The sequence below is a fragment of the Agrobacterium sp. lyk4-40-TYG-31 genome (genome assembly GCF_030209855.1).
Lineage (GTDB): Bacteria > Pseudomonadota > Alphaproteobacteria > Rhizobiales > Rhizobiaceae > Agrobacterium > Agrobacterium vaccinii.
Window position 1 is genome coordinate 396855 of record NZ_JARVRE010000002.1, and the last position, 20046, is coordinate 416900.

General features: G+C 57.8%; 19 protein-coding genes. 12 read left to right on the plus strand and 7 right to left on the minus strand.

Annotated features, from left to right (window positions below; genetic code table 11):
- The first annotated feature begins 7 nt into the window (after positions 1-7).
- On the plus strand, positions 8-1192 hold the full coding sequence (locus tag QRN55_RS02545; RefSeq protein WP_284774544.1) for a M24 family metallopeptidase: 1185 nt from the start codon (positions 8-10) through the stop codon (positions 1190-1192).
- Positions 1193-1223: 31 nt separating this feature from the next.
- Positions 1224-1637 (plus strand): VOC family protein, encoded by a 414-nt coding sequence (locus QRN55_RS02550; protein WP_284774546.1) that lies wholly within the window; start codon positions 1224-1226, stop codon positions 1635-1637.
- 87 nt (positions 1638-1724) lie between these two features.
- On the opposite strand, the gene QRN55_RS02555 is transcribed toward QRN55_RS02550, so the two are convergent.
- Complete coding sequence (locus QRN55_RS02555) at positions 1725-2900, minus strand: M24 family metallopeptidase (RefSeq protein WP_284774548.1); 1176 nt, start codon at positions 2898-2900, stop codon at positions 1725-1727.
- A 341-nt stretch (positions 2901-3241) separates the two neighbouring features.
- Here QRN55_RS02555 and QRN55_RS02560 point away from each other — a divergent pair, with 341 nt between their 5' ends.
- From QRN55_RS02560 to QRN55_RS02575, 4 genes are all read left to right on the plus strand, one after another.
- A complete protein-coding gene (locus QRN55_RS02560) occupies positions 3242-3868 on the plus strand; it encodes a DUF1989 domain-containing protein (protein ID WP_284774550.1) in 627 nt (208 codons plus the stop codon).
- Positions 3865-4674: an amino acid ABC transporter ATP-binding protein gene (locus tag QRN55_RS02565; protein WP_284774552.1), complete on the plus strand. Its 810-nt coding sequence runs from the start codon at positions 3865-3867 to the stop codon at positions 4672-4674. Before QRN55_RS02560 ends, QRN55_RS02565 begins: the two co-directional genes overlap by 4 nt.
- On the plus strand, positions 4674-5330 hold the full coding sequence (locus QRN55_RS02570) for an amino acid ABC transporter permease (RefSeq protein ID WP_111839352.1): 657 nt from the start codon (positions 4674-4676) through the stop codon (positions 5328-5330). The genes QRN55_RS02565 and QRN55_RS02570 overlap by 1 nt, the downstream gene beginning before the upstream one ends.
- 68 nt (positions 5331-5398) lie before the next feature.
- Entirely contained in the window at positions 5399-6184 is a 786-nt protein-coding gene (locus tag QRN55_RS02575; RefSeq protein ID WP_284774554.1) for a transporter substrate-binding domain-containing protein, read from the plus strand.
- A gap of 70 nt (positions 6185-6254) precedes the next feature.
- Here QRN55_RS02575 and QRN55_RS02580 read toward each other — a convergent pair whose 3' ends face one another.
- Genes QRN55_RS02580 through QRN55_RS02600 form a run of 5 tightly spaced genes read right to left on the minus strand, consistent with a single transcriptional unit; the run spans position 6255 to position 11116 of the window.
- On the minus strand, positions 6255-7388 hold the full coding sequence (locus QRN55_RS02580) for a MalY/PatB family protein (RefSeq protein WP_284774556.1): 1134 nt from the start codon (positions 7386-7388) through the stop codon (positions 6255-6257).
- 5 nt (positions 7389-7393) lie between these two features.
- The gene (locus QRN55_RS02585) at positions 7394-8152 is read right to left on the minus strand and encodes an SDR family oxidoreductase (protein ID WP_284774557.1); all 759 of its coding nucleotides are present in this window, start codon (positions 8150-8152) and stop codon (positions 7394-7396) included.
- Positions 8152-9078, minus strand: coding sequence for a dihydrodipicolinate synthase family protein (locus QRN55_RS02590; protein ID WP_284774559.1), 927 nt, complete (start codon positions 9076-9078; stop codon positions 8152-8154). Before QRN55_RS02590 ends, QRN55_RS02585 begins: the two co-directional genes overlap by 1 nt.
- 11 nt (positions 9079-9089) lie before the next feature.
- On the minus strand, positions 9090-10457 hold the full coding sequence (locus QRN55_RS02595; RefSeq protein WP_284774561.1) for a dihydroorotase: 1368 nt from the start codon (positions 10455-10457) through the stop codon (positions 9090-9092).
- Positions 10454-11116 (minus strand): aspartate/glutamate racemase family protein, encoded by a 663-nt coding sequence (locus tag QRN55_RS02600; protein WP_111839632.1) that lies wholly within the window; start codon positions 11114-11116, stop codon positions 10454-10456. The genes QRN55_RS02595 and QRN55_RS02600 overlap by 4 nt, the downstream gene beginning before the upstream one ends.
- 201 nt (positions 11117-11317) lie before the next feature.
- On the opposite strand from QRN55_RS02600, the gene QRN55_RS02605 reads away from it, so the two are divergent.
- A complete protein-coding gene (locus QRN55_RS02605) occupies positions 11318-12010 on the plus strand; it encodes a GntR family transcriptional regulator (protein ID WP_284774564.1) in 693 nt (230 codons plus the stop codon).
- Positions 12011-12051: 41 nt separating this feature from the next.
- On the opposite strand, the gene QRN55_RS02610 is transcribed toward QRN55_RS02605, so the two are convergent.
- Positions 12052-13854, minus strand: coding sequence for an ABC transporter ATP-binding protein (locus QRN55_RS02610; protein WP_284774566.1), 1803 nt, complete (start codon positions 13852-13854; stop codon positions 12052-12054).
- A gap of 178 nt (positions 13855-14032) precedes the next feature.
- Between QRN55_RS02610 and QRN55_RS02615 the strand changes: the two genes are divergently transcribed.
- From QRN55_RS02615 to QRN55_RS02635, 5 genes are all read left to right on the plus strand, one after another.
- Positions 14033-14890, plus strand: a complete 858-nt coding sequence (locus QRN55_RS02615) for a sulfurtransferase (RefSeq protein WP_284774568.1) — start codon at positions 14033-14035, stop codon at positions 14888-14890.
- Positions 14891-15130: 240 nt separating this feature from the next.
- A complete protein-coding gene (locus QRN55_RS02620) occupies positions 15131-16696 on the plus strand; it encodes an ABC transporter substrate-binding protein (protein ID WP_284774570.1) in 1566 nt (521 codons plus the stop codon).
- 93 nt (positions 16697-16789) lie between these two features.
- Positions 16790-17800 carry an ABC transporter permease gene (locus tag QRN55_RS02625; RefSeq protein ID WP_284774572.1) on the plus strand — a complete coding sequence of 337 codons (1011 nt, stop codon included), beginning with the start codon at positions 16790-16792 and terminating at the stop codon, positions 17798-17800.
- 5 nt (positions 17801-17805) lie between these two features.
- Positions 17806-18645 (plus strand): ABC transporter permease, encoded by an 840-nt coding sequence (locus tag QRN55_RS02630; RefSeq protein ID WP_284774575.1) that lies wholly within the window; start codon positions 17806-17808, stop codon positions 18643-18645.
- 7 nt (positions 18646-18652) lie between these two features.
- Positions 18653-20038 carry an ABC transporter substrate-binding protein gene (locus QRN55_RS02635; RefSeq protein WP_284774577.1) on the plus strand — a complete coding sequence of 462 codons (1386 nt, stop codon included), beginning with the start codon at positions 18653-18655 and terminating at the stop codon, positions 20036-20038.
- Positions 20039-20046: the final 8 nt, after the last annotated feature.

Sequence of the window (20046 nt, forward strand, 5' to 3'; positions counted from 1 at the left end):
TGACCGCATGACCCTTCATCCGACCTTCGACACACAAGCCCACCTCCGCGGCATCGAGGCTTCCTTTCCGGCGTCCGAATTTGCCGAACGGCAGGCGCGCGCACGTGCCGCTATCAATACCAGCGGCCATGAGGCACTCATCGTGACCGGGCCGGAAACGATCTACTGGCTGACGGGACGCCAGACAGCGGGTTATTTCGCGTTTCAGGCGTTGATCCTGCCCGCGGATGGCGAGCCCGTGTTGCTGGTGCGACAGCTGGAATTGTTCGGCACGCTCGCAAACACCTATCTGCCGGACGTCGTCACCTATCAGGATGCCGACAATCCGGCCGAGGCGCTGGTAGACCTTCTGCGTCAGCGCGGCATCGCCAATCCGGCGGTCGAGCTTGCCGGGTGGTTCCTCTCGCCGAAGCTCGCAACCGAAATCACCGATAGGCTGGGCGTCTCATTCCTTGCAGACGGCTCGCAAATCCTGCCATCGCTGCGCATGATCAAGTCCGCAGCGGAGCTGGAGGCGATCCGTCACGCGGCTCATTATGCCGAGGCCGGCATGATTGCCGGTATCGAGGCCTGTGTGGAAGGTGCGAATGAAAATGCCGTGGCAGCAGACATGCTGCATGCGGCAACCCGCGCTGGTTCGGAAGTCATGGCAATGGAGCCGCTGGTCTCATCGGGACCGCGAAGCGGTCTGCCGCATATGACATGGCGTCGGCGCGTCCTCCAAGTGGGTGACCCGCTGTTTCTCGAACTGGCGGGAAGCCATGCGCGCTACCACGCAGCGCTGATGCGAACCGTCTGGATGGGCACGCCGCCCGACGAAGCGCAGCGCATGATGAGTTGTTCCCTGCGGGCGCTGGATGCTGCCCTTGGGGAAATCAGGCCGGGCGTGTCCTGCGCTCATGTCCATGATACGGCGCAGGCAGTGATCGATGACGCCGGTTATACCGCAGCCTTCCGCAAGCGCATCGGCTATTCCATGGGCGTTGCCTTTGCGCCCGATTGGGGCGAGGGCGCCATTCTCAGCCTCTTTTCAAACGTCACCCGCATGATCGAGCCGGGCATGGTGTTCCATCTGCCTGCGACATTGCGCAATTACGGCGAGTGGACAGTTGGTGCCTCCGAGACGGTGATCGTAACTGAAAACGGTGCCGAACCGCTCTCAACGCTGCCTCGCCAGATGACCATCCGCTGATTTCCATCCATCCTGACAAACGGAGCATGCCATGCGTTCACTCTTCCACCTCGCCTACCACGTAACCGATCTTGATGAGGCCCGCCGTTTCTACGGTGACATTCTCGGTTGCGAGGAAGGCCGTTCGACCGACACCTGGGTCGATTTCGATTTCTTCGGCCACCAGATTTCCCTGCATCTCGGCAAGCCCTTCGAAGTTACCCGCACCGGCAAGGTCGGAGACCATATGGTTATGATGCCACATCTCGGTGTCATCCTGCCGCTGGAGGCCTGGGTTGCGCTTGCCGAGCGTCTCGAAAAGGGCGGCATAGCCTTCGACATCCCGCCGGTCGTTCGCTTCGAAGGCGAGCCGGGCGAGCAGCGCACCATGTTCTTCTTCGATCCGAGCGGAAATCCGATCGAGGTCAAGGGCTTCAAGGATTTTGACAGCGTGTTTGCTCGCTGACACAGAAAAGCCGGGCGGATCGCTGATCCGCCCGGCTTTTTTGACCCTTGGATTTTATGACTTCCGGTGAAGGGGCGGGCCTGTCCGTTAAAAGATGCTGGGCGAGTTGGTGATGAGCTCGTTGCCAGTCTCGCCGATGATGATGATGTCCTCATAGAAGGCTGCGCCAACGCCATCGAGCGACAGGAACGCTTCGACGCCGAACACCATATTGGCCTCGACCACGTCTTCCGGCATGGACATGGTGGTCGAGATGCGCGGTAGCTCGAAGCCGAGGCCGATGCCGTGGCCATAAAACGGGAAATTCTTCATGATGGGCGAAATCGAGCCGCCGAAGGCTGCCGTCATCCTGTCGCCCTCTGCCGCCACATCCAGCAATGTCACGCCGGGGCGCAGCATGGCCGACAGGCGATGCACGATGCCGCTTGCCGCCTCGATCAGACGCCGTTGCTCCGCATTGGCAGCGCCACGCACGCCCGTGCGACCGGGGTCGAGGTAGTAGCCCTGATACAGCGCGCCGTGCAGCGTGCCCGTGACGATATCGCCAATGGCTGGCACGTCTTCACCATAGCCGGTAAGCGGAAAACGCTGGTCGAAACCAAGGGTCTCTCCGTGATTTGTGCCGATCATCTGAACACGGCCGCCTCTGGCGACGACCACGCGGGCTGCTTCGCCTGCTGCCTCCCGTTCCGAAAGCCCGCCGACCAGTCCTTCCATCAAGGCATTGACACCGAGTGTCGCGGTTTCGCCCGCATAGCGATAACAGTCGAGTTCACGGCTGCTTTTGATGCGGCGTACGGAGCGGACCAGATCGTCGGCGGGAACCCATTCAATGTCTGGCGCGATGGCTTCCAGCTGCCGGTAATATTTGATCGGGATGAAATGCGTGCCGACCAGCGCCACACGTCCCTTGATGCCCCGTTCCACAAGCGCCTGTGCCACGCTTTCGAACGGATGGTTGCTGCTGAGAACATCCTCAATCGAAACGAGATCGCGGCGCACTTCCGGCTCGTCAATATGCAGTTGTGGGGAGCGTCCGGGTTGCAGGATGACGGCGGCAAAGGAACGGGCCGTCCAGATCAATGAATCCATCCCGCCACTGATCGCATAGTGGTTGGAAAGATAGAGGACGTCGCCGCAATTATCCGTGGTGCCACCGCCACGGCCAAAGACGACGGCCGTTTCGAAGCCTCTCTGGATCATCTCCTCGTGGAGACGCGCCCAGCGGGTTTCATATTCTTCGATGGGAAAATACCGATGCATGGCGTTACTCCGGATGCGATCTGATTGCTTGCGTCATAGCCCTAAACTTTGCTGTATCGGCCATGGCAATCTCATTGTCATTTTCGGTACACCGGCTGTATCCTTTCGTCAATGTTCTCTTTCGTTTGGCCTGACCACAACAGCGCGTCGCCTAATATATGAGCGGATGCTGACTATTTAATGCGCTTATCGCAAAATAATTGATCGCTAATTTATTGAAAAGGCTACTTGAACTCCACTGGTATACTGAATAAGCTTGGTGTACTGAAATTGATGACGGGCTTTGCGACAGCGCCAAAAAGCTGAGCAAAAAGTCCGGTTACCCAAAAAGACGAGTGGATATGGATCTCGATACCAAGATTGTCGCCGCAAGCCACGGGCGTGTGTTTCAGATGAAGGCCGGACAACATGCCCGCATCGTCAACACCCATGGCAATCAAGTGGTCGATGCCTGGGCGGTCGCGGCGCAGGATGCATCCGAGGTCTCGTCGATGGATCATACGCGTTCCGTCAACAGCAATATCTTCTTCACAAAAGGTATGCGCGTCATGTCTTCGCGCCGCCGGTCGATGTTGACCATGGTGGCGGATAGCGCTGATGTGCGCCACGATACGTTGCTTTGCCCTTGCAGCGCTGAGCTTTATCAGCAGCTTGGCTGCACCGAAGCGCACCGCAACTGCACGGACAATTTCCATGAGGGATTGACCGAGGCCGGTATCTCCGTGCCCTTCACGCCAGCGTCCCTCAATCTTTTCATGAATGTCCCTGTGAAGGAAGACGGCACGGTTGATCGTGTTCCCCCGGCGACGGCTGCGGGCGATTACGTGGTTCTACGCGCTGAAATGGATCTGGCTCTCGTGCTGTCTGCCTGCCCCCAGGACATCACGCCGATCAATGGCACGGCCCGCACGCCCAAGGATGTCGAGGTCGTCATCACCCATGAATATCATGGGGAGGATGCCGCATGAGCGCGCCGCTTCTGAGCCTGAAGGACATCCGCAAGAGTTTCGGCGACAACGAGGTCCTCAAGGGCGTTTCACTGGACGTCAATGCAGGCGAGGTTGTTTCGATCATCGGCGCGAGCGGTTCCGGCAAAAGCACCTTCCTGCGCTCGATCAATGCACTGGAAATGCCCCAATCCGGCTTCATGAACTTCGAGGAGATGTCTTTCGATTTTCGCTTGGAATCGCGGTTCTTCCCGAGCCAGGCACAGTTGCAAGCGTTGCGCGCCCGTGTCGGCATGGTGTTCCAGAGCTATAATCTCTGGCCGCATATGACAGTGCTCGAGAACGTTACCCATGCGCCGATGAAGCTTCTGAAATTACCGCGCAGCCAGGCTATCGAGCAGGCTGAAGCGCTTTTGTCCCGCATCGGGCTGTTCGAGAAGCGCCACAGCTATCCAGCTCGTCTTTCCGGCGGACAGCAGCAACGCGTCGCGATTGTCCGCGCACTTGCCATGAAGCCGCGGCTAATGCTGTTCGATGAAGTGACCTCTGCCCTTGATCCCGAACTGGTGCACGAGGTTCTGGTGCTGATGGCCTCGCTTGCCTCTGATGGCATGACGATGCTGCTCGTCACCCACGAAATCGCCTTTGCCCGCGACGTCTCCTCCCGTGTGCTGTTCTTCGACAAGGGCGTAATCGGCGAAGCCGGGTCGCCCGATATCCTGCATCATCCGGAAAGCGACCGTTTGAAACAGTTCCTGCATCGCATTCTTCATGACCAGGTCGGTCGTTCAATTTCCACTGACAGCGACCGGGGAGTGCAGGCGTGATGGGCAATTTCTGGAATGAAGTCCGCCTTTACGGTCCAGGCTTTCTCGAAGCCTCCTATACCGTCTTCGGCATCACCATTCTCACCATCGCCGTCTCCTGGGTTTGCGGTCTCGTGGCGGCGCTGGCGCAGCGCTCCAAGTTTAAGGCCGTCCGGATGGCGGCTGGTTTTTACATCTGGTTTATCCGCGGCACGCCGACGCTGATTCAGGTCTTCATCATCTATTTCGGTCTACCGCAGCTTGGCATCAGACTTTCGCCCTTTACCGCCGGTGTCATTGCGCTCGGCATCAACAGTGGTGCCTATGTGGCTGAAATCGTTCGCGGCGGCTTGAGCGCGATACCACGCGGCCAGACGGAGTCGGCGCTGGCACTCGGTTTCAGTCCGGCCGAGACGATGCGCAGCGTTATTCTGCCGCAGGTCTTTCGCATCATTTTGCCATCCATCACCAACGAGGCAATCTCGACGCTGAAGAACACCTCGCTTCTGTCGACTGTGACCGTGGTGGAACTGACGCTCTATGCGCAGACGCTGATCGCCTCTACCTTCCGCCCGTTCGAGTTCTACATCGCGGTTGCGCTCATCTATCTGGCTTTGACAACGATCCTCACCACGCTCGCCTCCTGGCTTGAGCGTCGTTACGCCAACCTGGGGTGATCAAACCATGAGCGCGTTCGACCGATGCTTTTGAACAGAGAATGCACAAACAACAAGGGAACTGAAACATGAAATTCAAATCTCTGATCGTCGCCGCTGTCTTCGCCGGCCTCGCCATCATCCCAAATGCCAATGCCGCCGATCTGGAACTGTTGCAGCCCGGCAAGCTCATGGTTGCCACCGAAGGCACCTATGCGCCTTTCAGCATGCGCGCGCCGGATGGCAAACTTGACGGTCTCGAAATCCGCGTGATGCAGGAGGTCGCAAAGCGACTGAACCTCGAATACACGCCTGTCCTGATCAAATGGGATTCGCTTCTGGTCGGCCTTCAGGCGGACCAGTATGACGTCATCAGCGCAGCTATGGACATTACTGAAGCACGCCAGAAGCAGGTGACATTCTCAAATGGCTGGCTGGAATCAGGCGGTCGCGTCGTCACAGCCAAGGATTCGCCGATCAAGTCTGCGGCAGACCTGAAGGGCAAGCCTGTCGGCGCACTGGTCTCCTCGTCCTGGACAAAGATCGCCGAGGAAAAGGGCGCAACGGTCAAGGGCTACAAGGCTGAATCCGACGCCATGCAGGATTTGGTCAACGGCAATGTCGATGCCGTCATTACGGATTCCATCGCTGCGGCCTATGCCATCAAGTCAGGCGGCTTGCCGCTGGCAATGACCGATGATTACGTCAGCCATGTCCAGAAGGGTTTTGCCTTCAAGATGGGCAAGGAGCATCTGGTCGAAGCGGTCAACAAGACACTGGCCGACATGGTCGGCGATGGCACCTATGCCAAACTGACAATCGATCTGGTCGGTTTTGATCCTACCCCTAAGGACCCGATCAAGACAATTAAGTAAACCTGCCCCAAGCACGGTTAAATTCGATTGTTTGTAAGCGAATGGGCGGGCACACGCACACGGTGCCCGCCTAACTCCGCGCCATTCTGTTAATAGCCTCTTCAAGCAGCGCGCGGGGGCAGCCGAAATTGACTCGTAGGTGGTTGGAAACGTTCGCTCCGAATTCTGAGCCAGCACTGAAGCCGACTTTGCCGTGTTTCAGGTAAAAGCTTTGTGGATCGGTCGGAAGGTTGAGGGCAGAGCAGTCGAGCCAGGCCAAAAAAGTTGCTTCAGGTTTTATCATCCTTATCTGCGGGAAGCGTGTGGCGATCTCTTGCGAGAGGAAATCGCGGTTGGACTCGATATAGGCCAACATCTCCGTTTTCCAGACATCCGCATGACTATAGGCTGCCAAGGTGGCCTCGAGGCCGAGTATGTTGACGCTGTCGACCATGCCCAAACGATACCGCACGTATTTTTCGCGCATATCTCTGTTTTGAACAATGGCAAAGGCAGTCTTCAAACCGGCGATATTATAGGTTTTTGCCGCTGACATCAGCGTGATCGTCCGGCTTGCTGCATCGGACGAAAGCGAGGCAATGGGGACATGCTTTCTGCCGTCCAACAGCAGATCGCAATGAATTTCGTCGGAGATGATCAGCGTGTCATTGCTTTCGCAAAGCCCGGCAATTGCGTCGACTTCGCCACGCGTGAAGGCTTTTCCTGTGGGGTTCTGCGGATTGCAAAACAACAAGGCTTTGGACTGCTTAAGCTTGGCGGAAAAATCGTCCAGATCGATTTTGTAGCCACCGTTAGTGGCGACCAGCGGCGCATCAATTCGCTTCATGTCCCAATGGCCGGGGGCATTGAGAATCGGGCGATACACCGGTGTCTGCACCAGCACACCATCGCCCGGCGAAAGCATGGCCTTCAGCGCCATATTAAAGCCGGGCTCTACGCCCGGCAGGAAGACGATGTCTTCAGACGTGATCGTCCAATCATATTTGGTTTGCAGATCCGCTACGATGCAGGCGCGTAACTCGTCGCGTGCGACACCGTAACCGAGACAAGGATGTTCCAGACGGGATTTAATGGCATCGACAATTTCAGGGGCAGATGGAAAATCCATGTCAGCCACCCACATGGGCAGGATATCCGGTCCGTATTTGCTCCATTTGGAGCTTCCGGTCCCGCGACGCTCAACAACCTTGTTGAAATCAACCATTCTGATCAGAACCCCTTGATCATGCCACCGTCCACCCGGATGGCCGAACCCGTTACATAGCTTGCCTGCGCGCTGGCAAGGAAGACCGCGACTGCGGCAAATTCTTCCGGCTTGCCGTAACGGCCCGCCGGGATTTCGGCGCGAGAGGCGTCTTGCACGGCTTCAACCGTCTTTGATGTTTTCTCCGCCTTGCCTGCATCGAGTTCACGCACGCGGTCGGTATCGATCCGGCCGGGCAGGATCATGTTGACGGTGATGCCGTGGCGGGCAACCTCGCCAGCTAGTGTTTTCGACCAACCGGACACCGCAGCGCGGATGCCGTTGGAAAGGGCCAGATTGGGAATGGGCTGCACGACACCGGAGGAGCCGATGGTGATGATGCGACCCCATTTGCGCGCAATCATTCCTTCCAGCATGGCGTCGGTCATTGTAAAGATGGAGGTTGCCATGCTGTCGAAGGCGCTGGCCCAGCTTTCTTTCGACTGGCCGGCGGCCGGTCCGGCTTTGGGGCCACCGGAATTGTTGACGAGAATATCGACGCCACCCGCTGCCGTAACGTTCGCGATCATGGCAGCGACGGAAGTCGCGTCGGAGAGATCGACCGTCACTGGCGTGATGTTATCGGTCTTTTCTATTGTGCCCACGTTGCGGGCTGCGGCGAAGACTTTGACGCCTTCAGCGGCAAGCCCTTTGGCGATCGCGGCACCCAAGCCACGGCTTGCGCCCAGAACGAGGGCGGTTTTGCCGGAAATCAGAAAATCCATTATTTCAAAGCCTCGAGTTTGCGGGTCTGGCGCTCGATCAGTCGTTCGACCTCAGTGATGGCCTGCGCGTTGAGAGATGCGCCCGGGCGGCGCTGGGCCGCACTGGCAATCGCACCGCGCTTGGCCAGCACATATTTGCGGATCGCCAGCCCAAGGCCTGGCTGTTGCTCATAACGCATCAGCGGCAGATAGGCGTCGAACAGATCCTGTGCAGCGTCGTAGCTGCCTTCATTGCTCAGGCGGCAGACCTCAACCATCATTTCGGGATAGGCAAAGCCGGTCATCGCACCATCGGCGCCGCGTTGCATCTCTTCTGGCAGAAACACGCCGGCATTGCCGCACAGAATCGACGTCCGGCGGCGACCCTTCATTTCGGCGTCGCGCAAATCGGTGATCTTTTGCAAACCCGGCCAATCCTCATGCTTGAGCATTACGATGCTGGGATGCGCTTCGAAGATGACACCAAGCGTTTTCGAGGAAATCTGCACGCCGGTGACCAGCGGGAAATCCTGCAAGACGATTGGAACGTCCGTGCCTACAGTCTCGACGACATTGCGGTAATAGCCGATGATCTGCTCGTCCGTCCGAAGGCTGGATGGCGGTGCCACCATCACACCGGCAGCGCCCAGGTCCATAACGGCTTTCGTCAGTTCACCAATGGCTGCAAGTCCCGGTGCCGAGACGCCAACGACCACGGGCTTCTCTCCGGAGAGTGCCAACGTCTGGCGAGTGATGGCGATGGATTCGGCCTGCGTCAACTTTGGCGCTTCCCCCATCATGCCAAGGATCGTCAGGCCGTCTGCGCCCTTGTCATAATAGAAATCCACCATACTATCGACGCTCGCCACATCGATTTCGCCGCTGTCTGTAAAGGGTGTGCAGGCAATGACGAAAACGCCCGAGGTCTCGTTGTTGATCAGTGGCATATCGGTCTCCTTTAAGCTTCAAACCAGCTGGATGTGCCGCGAGAGACATATTGCCCGTCACCGGCGGCATTGACGATGTCGGCACCATCCCAGGCCAGCTTGCCGCCGACATAGGTGCGCACCACGCGAACTGAAAATTCGCGGCCGTCGAAGGGGCTCCAGCACAGTTCATCATGGGCTTTTGACGAGTCCCAGATCTGCCGTTCGGTTTTCAGAATGGCGATGTCGGCATCCGCACCGACACGCAATGTGCCCTTTTCGGGCCAGAGGCCGAAGAATTTGGCGGGCCGTTCGCACAGTTGTTCGACCGTCATGATCGCAGCATCGTAACCGCGTATTTCCGCGCCGGTGTAGAAAGCCGGAAGAAGGGTTTCGAGACCCGGCACACCAGCGCCCGCGTCGAAAATGGACGGCGTGAATTTGTTGTCGCCCGGCCAGCTGGAATGATCCGAGCTGACGAAGGCGACACGACCGTCCGCCACATCCTCCCACAGTGCCTCAATCTGGCCGGGGCGGATGGGTGGGTTGACCTTCATTTTTGCGCCGAGTTCGGGGCCGTCGATTTCCGGGTCCAACCAGAGATAGTGCACGCAGAGTTCACCCGTGGCACGGAAACCATCCAGCAGATAGTTTTCGACAATGTCGAAGCCCCGTGTCGTCGTGAGGTGAACGATATGCGCGTGGGCGCCTGCGGCTGCACCCAGTTCCAGAAATTGCGCCGTTGCGGCCATTTCCGCCGCCGGTGGCCTGCTTTCGGAATGCGCCTCAATGCCATCACGTCCAGCGGCCTTGGCGGCTGCAATGTGGGCGCGCACTATTTCCTGATCTTCATTGTGGACGCCAAGAGGAATGTTTGTATCGGCAAGGGCGGAAAAGATTTCCAGTGTCTGGTTGGAGGAGATACGCGGAAAGCGCGTGGGGCTGCTTTCGAAGGTCGAAATCTTGAACGCCACCACGCCCCGGGCAATCAGACCGTCGATTTCTTCGGTGGACTGGTCGGGCGTCACCGTGGCGTAAAGTGCGACGTTGGAATGGGCATGCTTATTGATTGCGTCGATCTTGGCATTCAGTCTTGCGACCGAATTCAGCGGATCGGGATTGTCATAGGGCATATCCACGATGGTGGTGATGCCGCCAGCCACCGCCGAGCGGGTGGTGGACGCGATGCCGGGCAGTCCGCCATAGCTGCAAGCATGAGTCTGGCCATCTATGACGCCGGGAATGATCAGGTCTTGGCCTGCGTCGAACCGCTCACCTGCGTCCGGAAGATCACCGCTGCCGATGGCGGCAATCTTTCCGTCCTTGATGGCAATCCAGCCGTTTTCCAGTGGGCCGTCCGGCAGTACCACGGTGCCGGTTATCACGATATCATGGCTCATGATGCATGCCTTCCATATTGCAAGTCCAGTGTTGTACACGCCAGCGCCACGCCGGCCTGAACAGGATCGATGACGGGAAGCCCGAGTGTCTCTTCGAGCGCGCGGCGGTATCCGCCAAGGCCCGCACAGCCGAGAATGATGACATCGGCACCGTCCTCATCACGCAGAACTTTCGCCGTGCGTGAGACGATTTCGACGACGTCCCCCGCCATCAACTCCACCACTGTCTTGTCGATGGAGCGGTCTCCAGCAAGGCGACCGTCGAAGCCCAGATGTTTCAGATAGCGCAGGTGCCGGTTGATCGAGGATTGGCCGAGGGAGATGATGCCGAAGCGCTCACCAAGGCCAAGGGCCGCCAGATAGGCCGCTTCGGCAATGCCGACGACGGGTCGCGTCGTCATTTTTCTGACCGTTGCAATGCCGGGATCCGAGAAACAGGCAAGCACGAAGGCATCGGCTGAAGCCTCGTTCACGGCTTCGACTATGTTGGGAATGACCTCACCCACATGGGCGTCCGTCTCGATACCAGGCGGAGATTTGGCAAGTTCCGTACAACGGATGCTGTGGCGGGTGGCATCGCGGACGAGACCAAGGCAGGCCTCCATGGAGCGTGTGACAGAGACGGAACTGTTGGGATTGATGACCAGAATTTCTGACAAGACGATACCTGCGGCGTGGACGAATACGAGGATTGTATCCGTTAAATATATTACGTAGTATATCAGCGCTTCGTCTGTTGTCAAAGTTCTGTTGGTGATGAGGCCAAGGCGCAATCGGTGCATAGCAATGCCCGGATGACTGACCTATGTTGAACCTGCGAGCATTAACGCATGGCGTAGACGCAAAACTGGAGATTGGCTTTGAACAAAGCGGATGTGTCGGCGGAGAAGCGCAGCAAATCTCTGACCGAGAAGGCTTATGCTATCTTGCGGGAGCGCATCATCACCGGAGAACTGGCGCCGGGCATGGATGTGTCCGAGCCGGAGCTTGCCGAGCAGCTTTCCGTCAGCAAAACGCCGGTGCGCGAGGCGCTTGCACGGCTTTGCGTCGAGGGTTTCATGGAAGCCTATCCGCGCCGCGGCTACCGCGTCACGCCTGTCACCGTGAAGGATATGAACGACCTTTTTGCCATTCGCGGCATGCTGGAAGGGACTGCGGCGGCGCTTGCGGCCAAGAACCTTTCCGATGAAGACCTCGACGCGCTCGATCAGCTGGCCGATGTCAGCTACGTGATCGGTGAGGAGATCAGCACCAAAACCTTCGTGGATTCCAATCAGGAATTTCATTCCGCCATTGCCCGTGGTTCCCGCAATCCTCGTCTCTATGCGCTGGTCATGAGCCATCTTGAGGAATGTGCGCGGCTTTTCTATATGGGCGCGCGCGTTCGCGACATCAATCCGGAAACCAATGTCGACCATCATCGTATCGTGGCGGCTCTGCGCAAGCGTGATTCCGATCTCGCGCGGCAGGTTATTGTGGAGCACAACGAGAATACCCGGAGCGGCATCCTCGGCGCACTGATCGCAACCGGGCAGGGCGGATTGACGCTCTAAGTCTCCGTTCCCGCGCAAATCTTGGCGCATGCGCTGACCTTTCAGGCGACCTTGACGAGATGGCCGGGTGCTGGCTCTGCATAGCGTGCCACCACCGGTACATAATCTACCGGACGTACCGCACTGCCAATCTCTCCGCCTTCCGCCACTTTCCGCAAATGGCGTCTGGCGGGATCGGCAATCGGAACGGCACTGAGTAACCGCTTTGTATAGGCATGCTGCGGATTGCCGAATATCTGCGCGCGGGTGCCGATCTCGACGATCTCACCCAGATACATGACTGCAACGCGGTGGCTCACCCGCTCTACCACGGCCATGTCATGGCTGATGAAGAGATAGGCGATTTTCAGCTGCTCCTGCAATTCCATCATCAGGTTGACGACCTGCGCCTTGATCGAGACATCGAGTGCAGAGACGGCTTCATCGGCCACGATGAGGCCTGGATTGAGCGTCAATGCACGGGCAATGCTGATGCGCTGGCGCTGGCCGCCCGAGAATTCGTGTGGAAAGCGCTTGGCCATATCGGCCTGCAATCCCACGCGGACCAGCAGGTCCGTCGCCCTGTCGCGGGCGTGTTTGGTCGAGGCCAAACCATGCGACACCAGCGGCTCCATGATGGCTTCACCTACGCGCATGCGCGGGTTGAGGCTGGAGAAGGGGTCCTGAAAGATCATCTGCATATGCTGGCGTTGCTTCGAAAGTGCAGCGGGTGTGAGGGAACGAACATCCTGTCCATTGATGCGGATGGTACCGCTGACCGGTTCAATCAGTCGCAGCACAGACCGCCCGGTGGTGGACTTGCCGCAGCCGGATTCACCGACGAGCGCGAGCGTTTCACCCTCATGCAGATCAAACGAGATATTCTCGACGGCATGAACGCGCCCGCTCACACGTCCGAGAATGCCGGATTTGATATCGAACCGGGTAATCAGATTGCGGACTTCCAGGATCGGTGGCGTGTTTGCGGGTATGGTGCCCGCGATCTCGCGCTCGGCTGAGGAAACGCCTGTATCCGTATCGGTCAATGGAAACGTGGCCGGATAATCGTGACCTACCATCGACCCCAGCCTTGGCACGGCAGAGAGCAGCGCCTTGGTATAGATATTGGCGGGTTGGGCAAAAATCTGTTCCGTCTTGCCGGTTTCGAGCGCGCGGGAGCGGAACATGACCACGGTCCGGTCTGCAATTTCGGCCACAACACCCATGTCATGGGTGATGAAGAGGACAGCCATGTTCTCCTCATCCTGCAAGGATTTGATCAGTTGTAGGATTTCCGCCTGAACGGTGACGTCGAGAGCCGTCGTCGGCTCGTCGGCGATCAGCAGTTTCGGGCGACAGGCCAGTGCCATGGCAATCATGATGCGCTGAAGCATGCCGCCAGAAAGCTGGTGCGGATATTCGTCAAAACGGCTGGATGCGGCGGGTATGCGCACACGCTCGAGAAGCCTCACCGTTTCCGCCCGCGCCTCGGTCTTGGAGATGCCGCGATGCCGGATGATCGATTCGGCAATCTGACGGCCCACCGATAGGACGGGGTTGAGCGATGTCATCGGCTCCTGGAAAATCATCGCGATATCATTGCCGCGAATGTCCTGCATCTGCCGCTCGGGAAGCGACAGCAGGTCGGTTTCGCCAAGCCTGACGGTGCCTGCCACGCGCGATGTTCGCTCCGGCAACAGTCGCATGATCGACATGGCCGTGACGCTTTTGCCAGAACCGGATTCACCAACAATTGCCACTGTCTCACCGGCATCGATGCTGAAACTCACATCATTGACCACGGAGTTCCAGATGCCGTTGCAGCGAAATGCGGTGGTCAGATTTTCGACCGAAAGGACTGTCAAATTTCGATACTCCGGCTCATGAGAGCCGCATTGCAGCGCGCAGATGATCGAATGTCAATAAAAATATCTCGTAGAATATTACATGAGATATTTATTGCTTGTCATCCTTTTCGCAATGGGTGATTTTACCATGATAAGAGAGGTAGGCTCCTTCCAGCCCTGATATTCGGAGATTACCATGTCTGACACGACGCGCATTTCGGTTCTTTTGACGCCAGCGCAGTTGCAAGAAATGTTGTTCTCTGGTGCGGATGTCACGGTCATCGCCGTGCACTCCATTAATCCCTATACGGGCCAGAACTCATTCAAGGGGCAGCGGATCACAGGCGCGATAGATACGCAAGCATATACCGATTTTCAGTCTCCTGCGAGCGTCGAAGGGGGACATAGACCCCTGCCTGACATTGCAGAACTTCAGGCCAAGGCACGCAGCTGGGGTCTGCGACCTGACAGTACCATCGTCATTTACGATGCTGACCGCAGCATGACGGCAGCGCGCGCGTGGTGGATCTTACGTTGGGCAGGCTTACCGGATGTGCGGGTGCTGGATGGTGGTTTTCCAGCGTGGATTGCGGCGGATATGCCGGTGACGGATGAAAGCACGACACCCGTGCCGAGCGACATCGTTCTGTTGCCGGGACATATGGCTGAGCTTGGTGCCGATGCGGCATTGAAGCTGGCGACCGATGGCGTTCTTCTCGATGCGCGCATCCGGCCCAATTACATTGGCGGGAAAGTCGCGCCCGGCCAGCCACCACGCGGGCATATTCCCCATGCCTTGAGTGCACCAGCGCCTGACAATGTCACGGACTACGGAAATTTCACCGACGGAGAGACGTTGCGCGAAATGTATCGGGCGCTGGGTGCCGATGGCAAGAAACCGATCGGTGTCTATTGCGGGGCGGGAATGTCGGCTGCACACACGGTTCTGGCGCTTGCCTCCATCGGCATCAAAGCGGCTATGTATCCCGGGTCGTGGTCTGCCTGGGTCAGCGATCCGACGCGTCCTGTCGTCACCGGTGCGGATCCTGTTTGAGCAAATCTGACGCTCAGATTTTGCTCAAATTTCGCTGAAGACAATATAATATTTCCTCTTTTGCACAATGAATAAGCAATATTAGCTATTTGTTCAAATTGCTTGCAGATCACCTTTACAGCCTAAAAAGCGATGATATATTTCGTGGAATATCAGAGGCGCGAGCCGCGATTATACTGACAGCATGAAGCCAGCAGAGGCTGCACAATGCCTCGATCAGACCGCGAAAGGGTCGTGCCCATGAAACTCTTTAAAGGACTAGCCGCCGCAGCCTTTGTGGCTGTTCCGCTGCTTGCAGGCGGGGTCAACGCCCAGAGTGATGACCAGTTGAAAACACTCGTCATCGCCGTCCCATCCGATCCCGTCAGTCTGGAGCCCGGCACCAACAAGGCCGAACCGATCGGCAGCGAGATCATTCTCAATGTTTTCGATACGCTGGTTGCCTGGACTGCGCCGGACTTCAAGGCGTTGGAAGGCCGACTGGCGTCCAGCTGGACTGTGTCTGCCGACGGTAAAGAGTTCGACTTCAAAATTCGTGAAGGTGTCAAGTTTCAGGACGGCACGCCTTTTGATGCTGCTGCGGTTAAGTTCTCGCTGGAGCGTACCAAGGCCACAAATTCCTACGTCAAGGCGACTTTCGGCCTCATCAAGGACATCGCGGTCGTTTCACCCACAGAAGTGAAGATCAGCCTCACAGAGCCTTATCCGGCCTTCCTCTCCATTCTGGCGCAGCCGCAGTCGGCCATCGTCAGCCCTGCTGCCGTCGAGAAGTTTGGCGACAAATTTGCTGCCAACCCGGTCGGCACCGGCCCCTTTGCCTTCAAGAGCGCACAGGCCGATACCAATGTGGTGTTGGAAGCCAATCCGGATTATTTCCGTGGTGCGCCGAAGCTTTCGCGCATCATCTACCGCGTCATCCCGGAGGCCTCGACTCGTCGTCTGGAGCTTGAAAGCGGCGGCGTCGATGTGGTGCAGCAGCAGGGCCAGCTTTCCGCCATTGCGGCTGAAGACATTGCAGCACTCAAGTCCAATGGCGATGTGAAGATTCTTGAGGCACCCAGCCAGATCATCCGCCAGCTTGAATTCAACAACAGCAAGAAAGACGGTCCGTTCGCGGATATCCGCGTACGTCAGGCCGTCGCCCATGCCATTGATTATGATGGCCTGCTGGAAGGCGTGTTCGGTGGCACTGCCGAACGCGTCTATGGTCCATTGACCACCAACAGCTGGGCGTTCGATCCAAAGATCAAGGATCTGGCGCCGAATTATGATCCTGAAGCTTCGAAGAAGCTGCTCGCGGAAGCAGGTGTCGATGCCTCCACAATCCAGCTGAAGCTTTACAGTTTCCAGGGCCCGCTCTGGGCAGCCGTTGCCACCTATGTGCAGGCCAATCTGGCCGATATCGGCATCAACGCCACCATCGAGCAGACCGAGTTCCCGGCGTACCGCGCCCTTCAGACCGCAGGCCAGTTCGATGCAGCACTTGATGGTCGCCAGCCCTGGTACAACGATCCGGATGCGCACATCACTATCGGATACTTATCGTCGCTCGCCAACTCGGCTATGACGTTCCGTATGCCGGAAGACAAGGCGCTGGATGATCTGATCTTGAAAGCGCAGCAGACTGTAGATGTCCCGGCACGCACGGCATTGTATCATCAGGTGCAGGAAGAAATCGTCAAGCGCGTTCCCGGCGTTTATCTCTTCAGCCCCAAGCTGATCGTCTTCCAGCGCGCCAATGTCGAAGGCCTCGTCGTCAACAGTGCACCGCCACTCAATGAATATTGGGGCGTGTCCAAGAAGTAAACCTTTCCGGGCGCGCACCCTGCGCGCCCGACGATCCGATCTGAAACGGGAAACCGGTGCAGAGCATTTTTCGATGATGTGAGTGGGCAGGGAATGGCCAGTTTTATTCTACGCCGGTTGATCGCCTTGATACCTGTCATGTGTATCGTGCTGGTCATCGTGTTTTCGCTGGTGCGGTTCATTCCCGGCGATCCGGCAGTGACCTTGCTCGGCCCCGGTGCGACGCAGGAGCAAATCGATGCACTCCGTGCGCAACTGGATCTCGATCAGGCTTTTCCCGTCCAGTTTTTCAACTATGTTACCGGCCTGCTGCAAGGCGATTTCGGCGTATCCTTGAAAACCGGCCAGCCGGTGGCACATGAAATTCTCACACGCCTGCCCGCCACGATTGAGCTTTCGGTTTTGGCCGTCATCGTCGCCATCATGATCGGCATTCCCATCGGCGTTTTATCCGCCACGCGCCCGAATTCGACATTCGACCATATCACTCGCGTCGTTTCGCTCGTTGGGGTTTCGATGCCCGCCTTTCTCCTGGCGCTGATCCTGCAACTGGTGTTCGCCACCTATCTCGGGTGGCTGCCTGTTTCGGGCCGAATGAGTTCATTCATCATTGCCGAACCGGTGACGGGGTTTGCCATTCTGGACGGCATCATCACCGGAAACTGGGCAGCCGCCTGGAGCGCGCTGCAACATTTGATCCTGCCCACCGCAGTGCTGGCTGCCTTTCTCGGAGCGACCCTTGGGCGTTTCGTACGCAACACCATGCTGGAAGTGATGGGCGAGGATTTCATCCGCACGGCCAAGGCGAAGGGCCTGCGGCGCAAGGATGTTATTCTGGGCCACGGATTGCGCAATTCCCTGCTGCCGGCCATCACGGTCGTCGGTCTGAAATTTGCTGAAATGCTGGGTGGCGCGATCCTGACCGAAACGATTTTCGCATGGCCCGGTATCGGGCGCTACATGTTCGAGGCGATCAAGAACCGCGACTATCCTGTCATTCAAGGTACGACGCTGGTGTTTGCGCTGCTGTTCGTCTTCACCTCCATCGTGGTGGATGTTCTCTACGGCGTTCTGGACCCGCGTGTCCGCAAGAAGATGAAGTGAGCCGGATGTCAGAGTTTTTAAACTTCCTGCGCAAAAACACGCTGGCTCTGGCGGGCAGTATCATCCTGCTATCGCTGGTCTGCGTGATCGTGTTCGGGCCGATGATTTCGCCCTATTCGCCAACCAAGCTGGATGTGCTTCACAAGCTGGCCGCGCCGAGTTTCGAACATTGGCTTGGCACGGATGCCTTTGGGCGCGATATCTTCACCCGCATCATGTATGGCGGTCGCGCCACATTGGCCATTGGCGTGGGCGTTGTGGCCATCGCTTTTGTTGTTGGCGTGACCATCGGCATGCTGGCGGGTTTTCTCGGTGGCTGGTTTGATAGTGTCGTCATGCGCATCGTGGATGCCATTCTGGCGTTTCCGGCCCTTGTGCTGGCTATTGCGCTTGCTGCTGCCTTCGGCCCCAGCCTTGAAAATGCGATGCTGGCCGTTGCCATCACGCTTGCCCCGCAATTTGCCCGCGTCGCCCGCAGTCAGGCGCTCAGCATTTCCGTCAAGCCCTATGTCGAGGCGGCGGTTTCGCTTGGGCTACCGACACCGCGCATTCTCTTCCGCTATGTTTTCGTCAACGGTCTTGGGCCGCTGCTGGTGCAATCGACGTTGGCGCTTGGCAGTGCCATTCTGCAAACCGCAAGCCTCGGTTTTCTGGGACTTGGTGCGCAGCCGCCCATGGCGGAGTGGGGTGCGGATGTGTCCGCCAACCTGCAATTCGTGCGCAGTGCCGCCTGGGTGGCGCTCGCCCCCGGCATGGCGATCCTGCTTGCGGTGCTCTCCTTCAACCTGATCGGCGATTCCCTTGCCGATTGGTTCAATCCGCGCCGTCGCAACGAACTCGACTGAGGCAACCATGTCCACTCTGACCATAGCCCTCGAAAAAGTCGATTTCCTGCCACCGGCACGGGTGACGGATGACACCAGTATTCTCACGCTGAAAAATCTTGTGTTCGAACCGCTGCTGAAATGGAGTGACGGCCAGGTCTTGCCCGCCCTGTTCTCGCATTGGACGCACAGACCAGATGGACGCGAATGGCGCTTCGTCATTCGCGAAGGCGCTGTGTTCCATGACGGTAAGCCTTGTGTCGCTTCCGATATCACCGACTTCATCGATGGCATTCTAGAGGCCGTGGATACGTTCGGCATGAAATGGTCCTATGCCCGCTATCTTGCCGATGCAGAGATATTGGCGGATGGAGACGGAGCGATTGTGGTGCGCAACCCGCATCCCATCGCCGATATTCTCGATATCTTCTCAGAGTTTTACATCTGCCGCTTCGCCCCTGACGGCATGCCGGTTCTGGGTACAGGGCCATTCCGCGTTCTGAATTTCGAAACCAAGGTCCGAACTGAACTGGAGCGGGTGTCCGGTAATGCAAAACCGCAGCGCATCATTGCGCTCTGCGAGCCGTCCGCCGACCAACGCTACGCACTATTGAAATCCGACAAGGTCGATGCCGCGCTCAATCTGGAGCGTGTCGAGGGCAAGCTGGAGTTCGATGATGCCTTCCAGTGGGGCAGGGCCGTCAACACGTTGTCGGTCATGTATTACCTCAATTGCAGCGAGGGCATTTTCCGCTCACCCCAGGCACGGCTTGCCGCCAATCATGCCGTCGATACGGCGGCTATATGCCGTGAGATATTCGGTGATCTGGCCGTGCCGTCTTCCAGCATCGTCAGTCCGTTTCATCTCGGTATGAGAACGGCTGGGCTTTCACCCATCGCCTATGATCCCGACGGGGCGCGTGCCTTGCTGGCCGAGGTGGATGGAGACCGCAAGATCAAGCTTCGCACGCCTACTTTCATGCCGGAACGTGCGCCGGAGATCAGCCGGTTCGTGGCCAAAGCACTTGAAGCTGTTGGATTCGAGGTAGAAATCGAGATCGAAACCGACCGGCCTGAATATGCCCGCCAGATTGGCGCTAAGAAGATGGGCGATCTGGCGATATTCGATTCCTCGCCGCACAGCACCTATCGCATTTTGAATGACAAGATATCGAGCGTCACGAAAGCCGTTTGGTGGCAAGGTTACGACGATCCTGAAGCCGAACGGCTGATCGCGGCGGCCAATGCGGCAGTGGAGCCGGAACTACGTGAGCGCGCCTATGCCGCTTGCTTAACCTATCTCAACGCAAATCCGCCCTGGCTTTATCTGGCGCATCCCGTCGATGTTTTCGCGGCGCGAAAGGACATCGCCGGCCTTTCGATCGATCACAAGGGCACGCTGACGATCGCCTGAACACGAGG

Excerpts from the sequence above, each read along its gene's own strand:
- QRN55_RS02575 (WP_284774554.1), top strand. The coding sequence starts at position 5,399 with ATGAAATTCAAATCTCTGATCGTCGCCGCTGTCTTCGCCGGCCTCGCC.
- QRN55_RS02625 (WP_284774572.1), top strand. The coding sequence starts at position 16,790 with ATGGCCAGTTTTATTCTACGCCGGTTGATCGCCTTGATACCTGTCATG.
- QRN55_RS02590 (WP_284774559.1), bottom strand. The coding sequence starts at position 9,078 with ATGCCACTGATCAACAACGAGACCTCGGGCGTTTTCGTCATTGCCTGC.
- QRN55_RS02635 (WP_284774577.1), top strand. The coding sequence starts at position 18,653 with ATGTCCACTCTGACCATAGCCCTCGAAAAAGTCGATTTCCTGCCACCG.
- QRN55_RS02545 (WP_284774544.1), top strand. The coding sequence starts at position 8 with ATGACCCTTCATCCGACCTTCGACACACAAGCCCACCTCCGCGGCATC.
- QRN55_RS02555 (WP_284774548.1), bottom strand. The coding sequence starts at position 2,900 with ATGCATCGGTATTTTCCCATCGAAGAATATGAAACCCGCTGGGCGCGT.
- QRN55_RS02615 (WP_284774568.1), top strand. The coding sequence starts at position 14,033 with ATGTCTGACACGACGCGCATTTCGGTTCTTTTGACGCCAGCGCAGTTG.
- QRN55_RS02570 (WP_111839352.1), top strand. The coding sequence starts at position 4,674 with ATGGGCAATTTCTGGAATGAAGTCCGCCTTTACGGTCCAGGCTTTCTC.
- QRN55_RS02630 (WP_284774575.1), top strand. The coding sequence starts at position 17,806 with ATGTCAGAGTTTTTAAACTTCCTGCGCAAAAACACGCTGGCTCTGGCG.
- QRN55_RS02585 (WP_284774557.1), bottom strand. The coding sequence starts at position 8,152 with ATGGATTTTCTGATTTCCGGCAAAACCGCCCTCGTTCTGGGCGCAAGC.
- QRN55_RS02560 (WP_284774550.1), top strand. The coding sequence starts at position 3,242 with ATGGATCTCGATACCAAGATTGTCGCCGCAAGCCACGGGCGTGTGTTT.
- QRN55_RS02580 (WP_284774556.1), bottom strand. The coding sequence starts at position 7,388 with ATGGTTGATTTCAACAAGGTTGTTGAGCGTCGCGGGACCGGAAGCTCC.
- QRN55_RS02595 (WP_284774561.1), bottom strand. The coding sequence starts at position 10,457 with ATGAGCCATGATATCGTGATAACCGGCACCGTGGTACTGCCGGACGGC.
- QRN55_RS02565 (WP_284774552.1), top strand. The coding sequence starts at position 3,865 with ATGAGCGCGCCGCTTCTGAGCCTGAAGGACATCCGCAAGAGTTTCGGC.
- QRN55_RS02620 (WP_284774570.1), top strand. The coding sequence starts at position 15,131 with ATGAAACTCTTTAAAGGACTAGCCGCCGCAGCCTTTGTGGCTGTTCCG.
- QRN55_RS02550 (WP_284774546.1), top strand. The coding sequence starts at position 1,224 with ATGCGTTCACTCTTCCACCTCGCCTACCACGTAACCGATCTTGATGAG.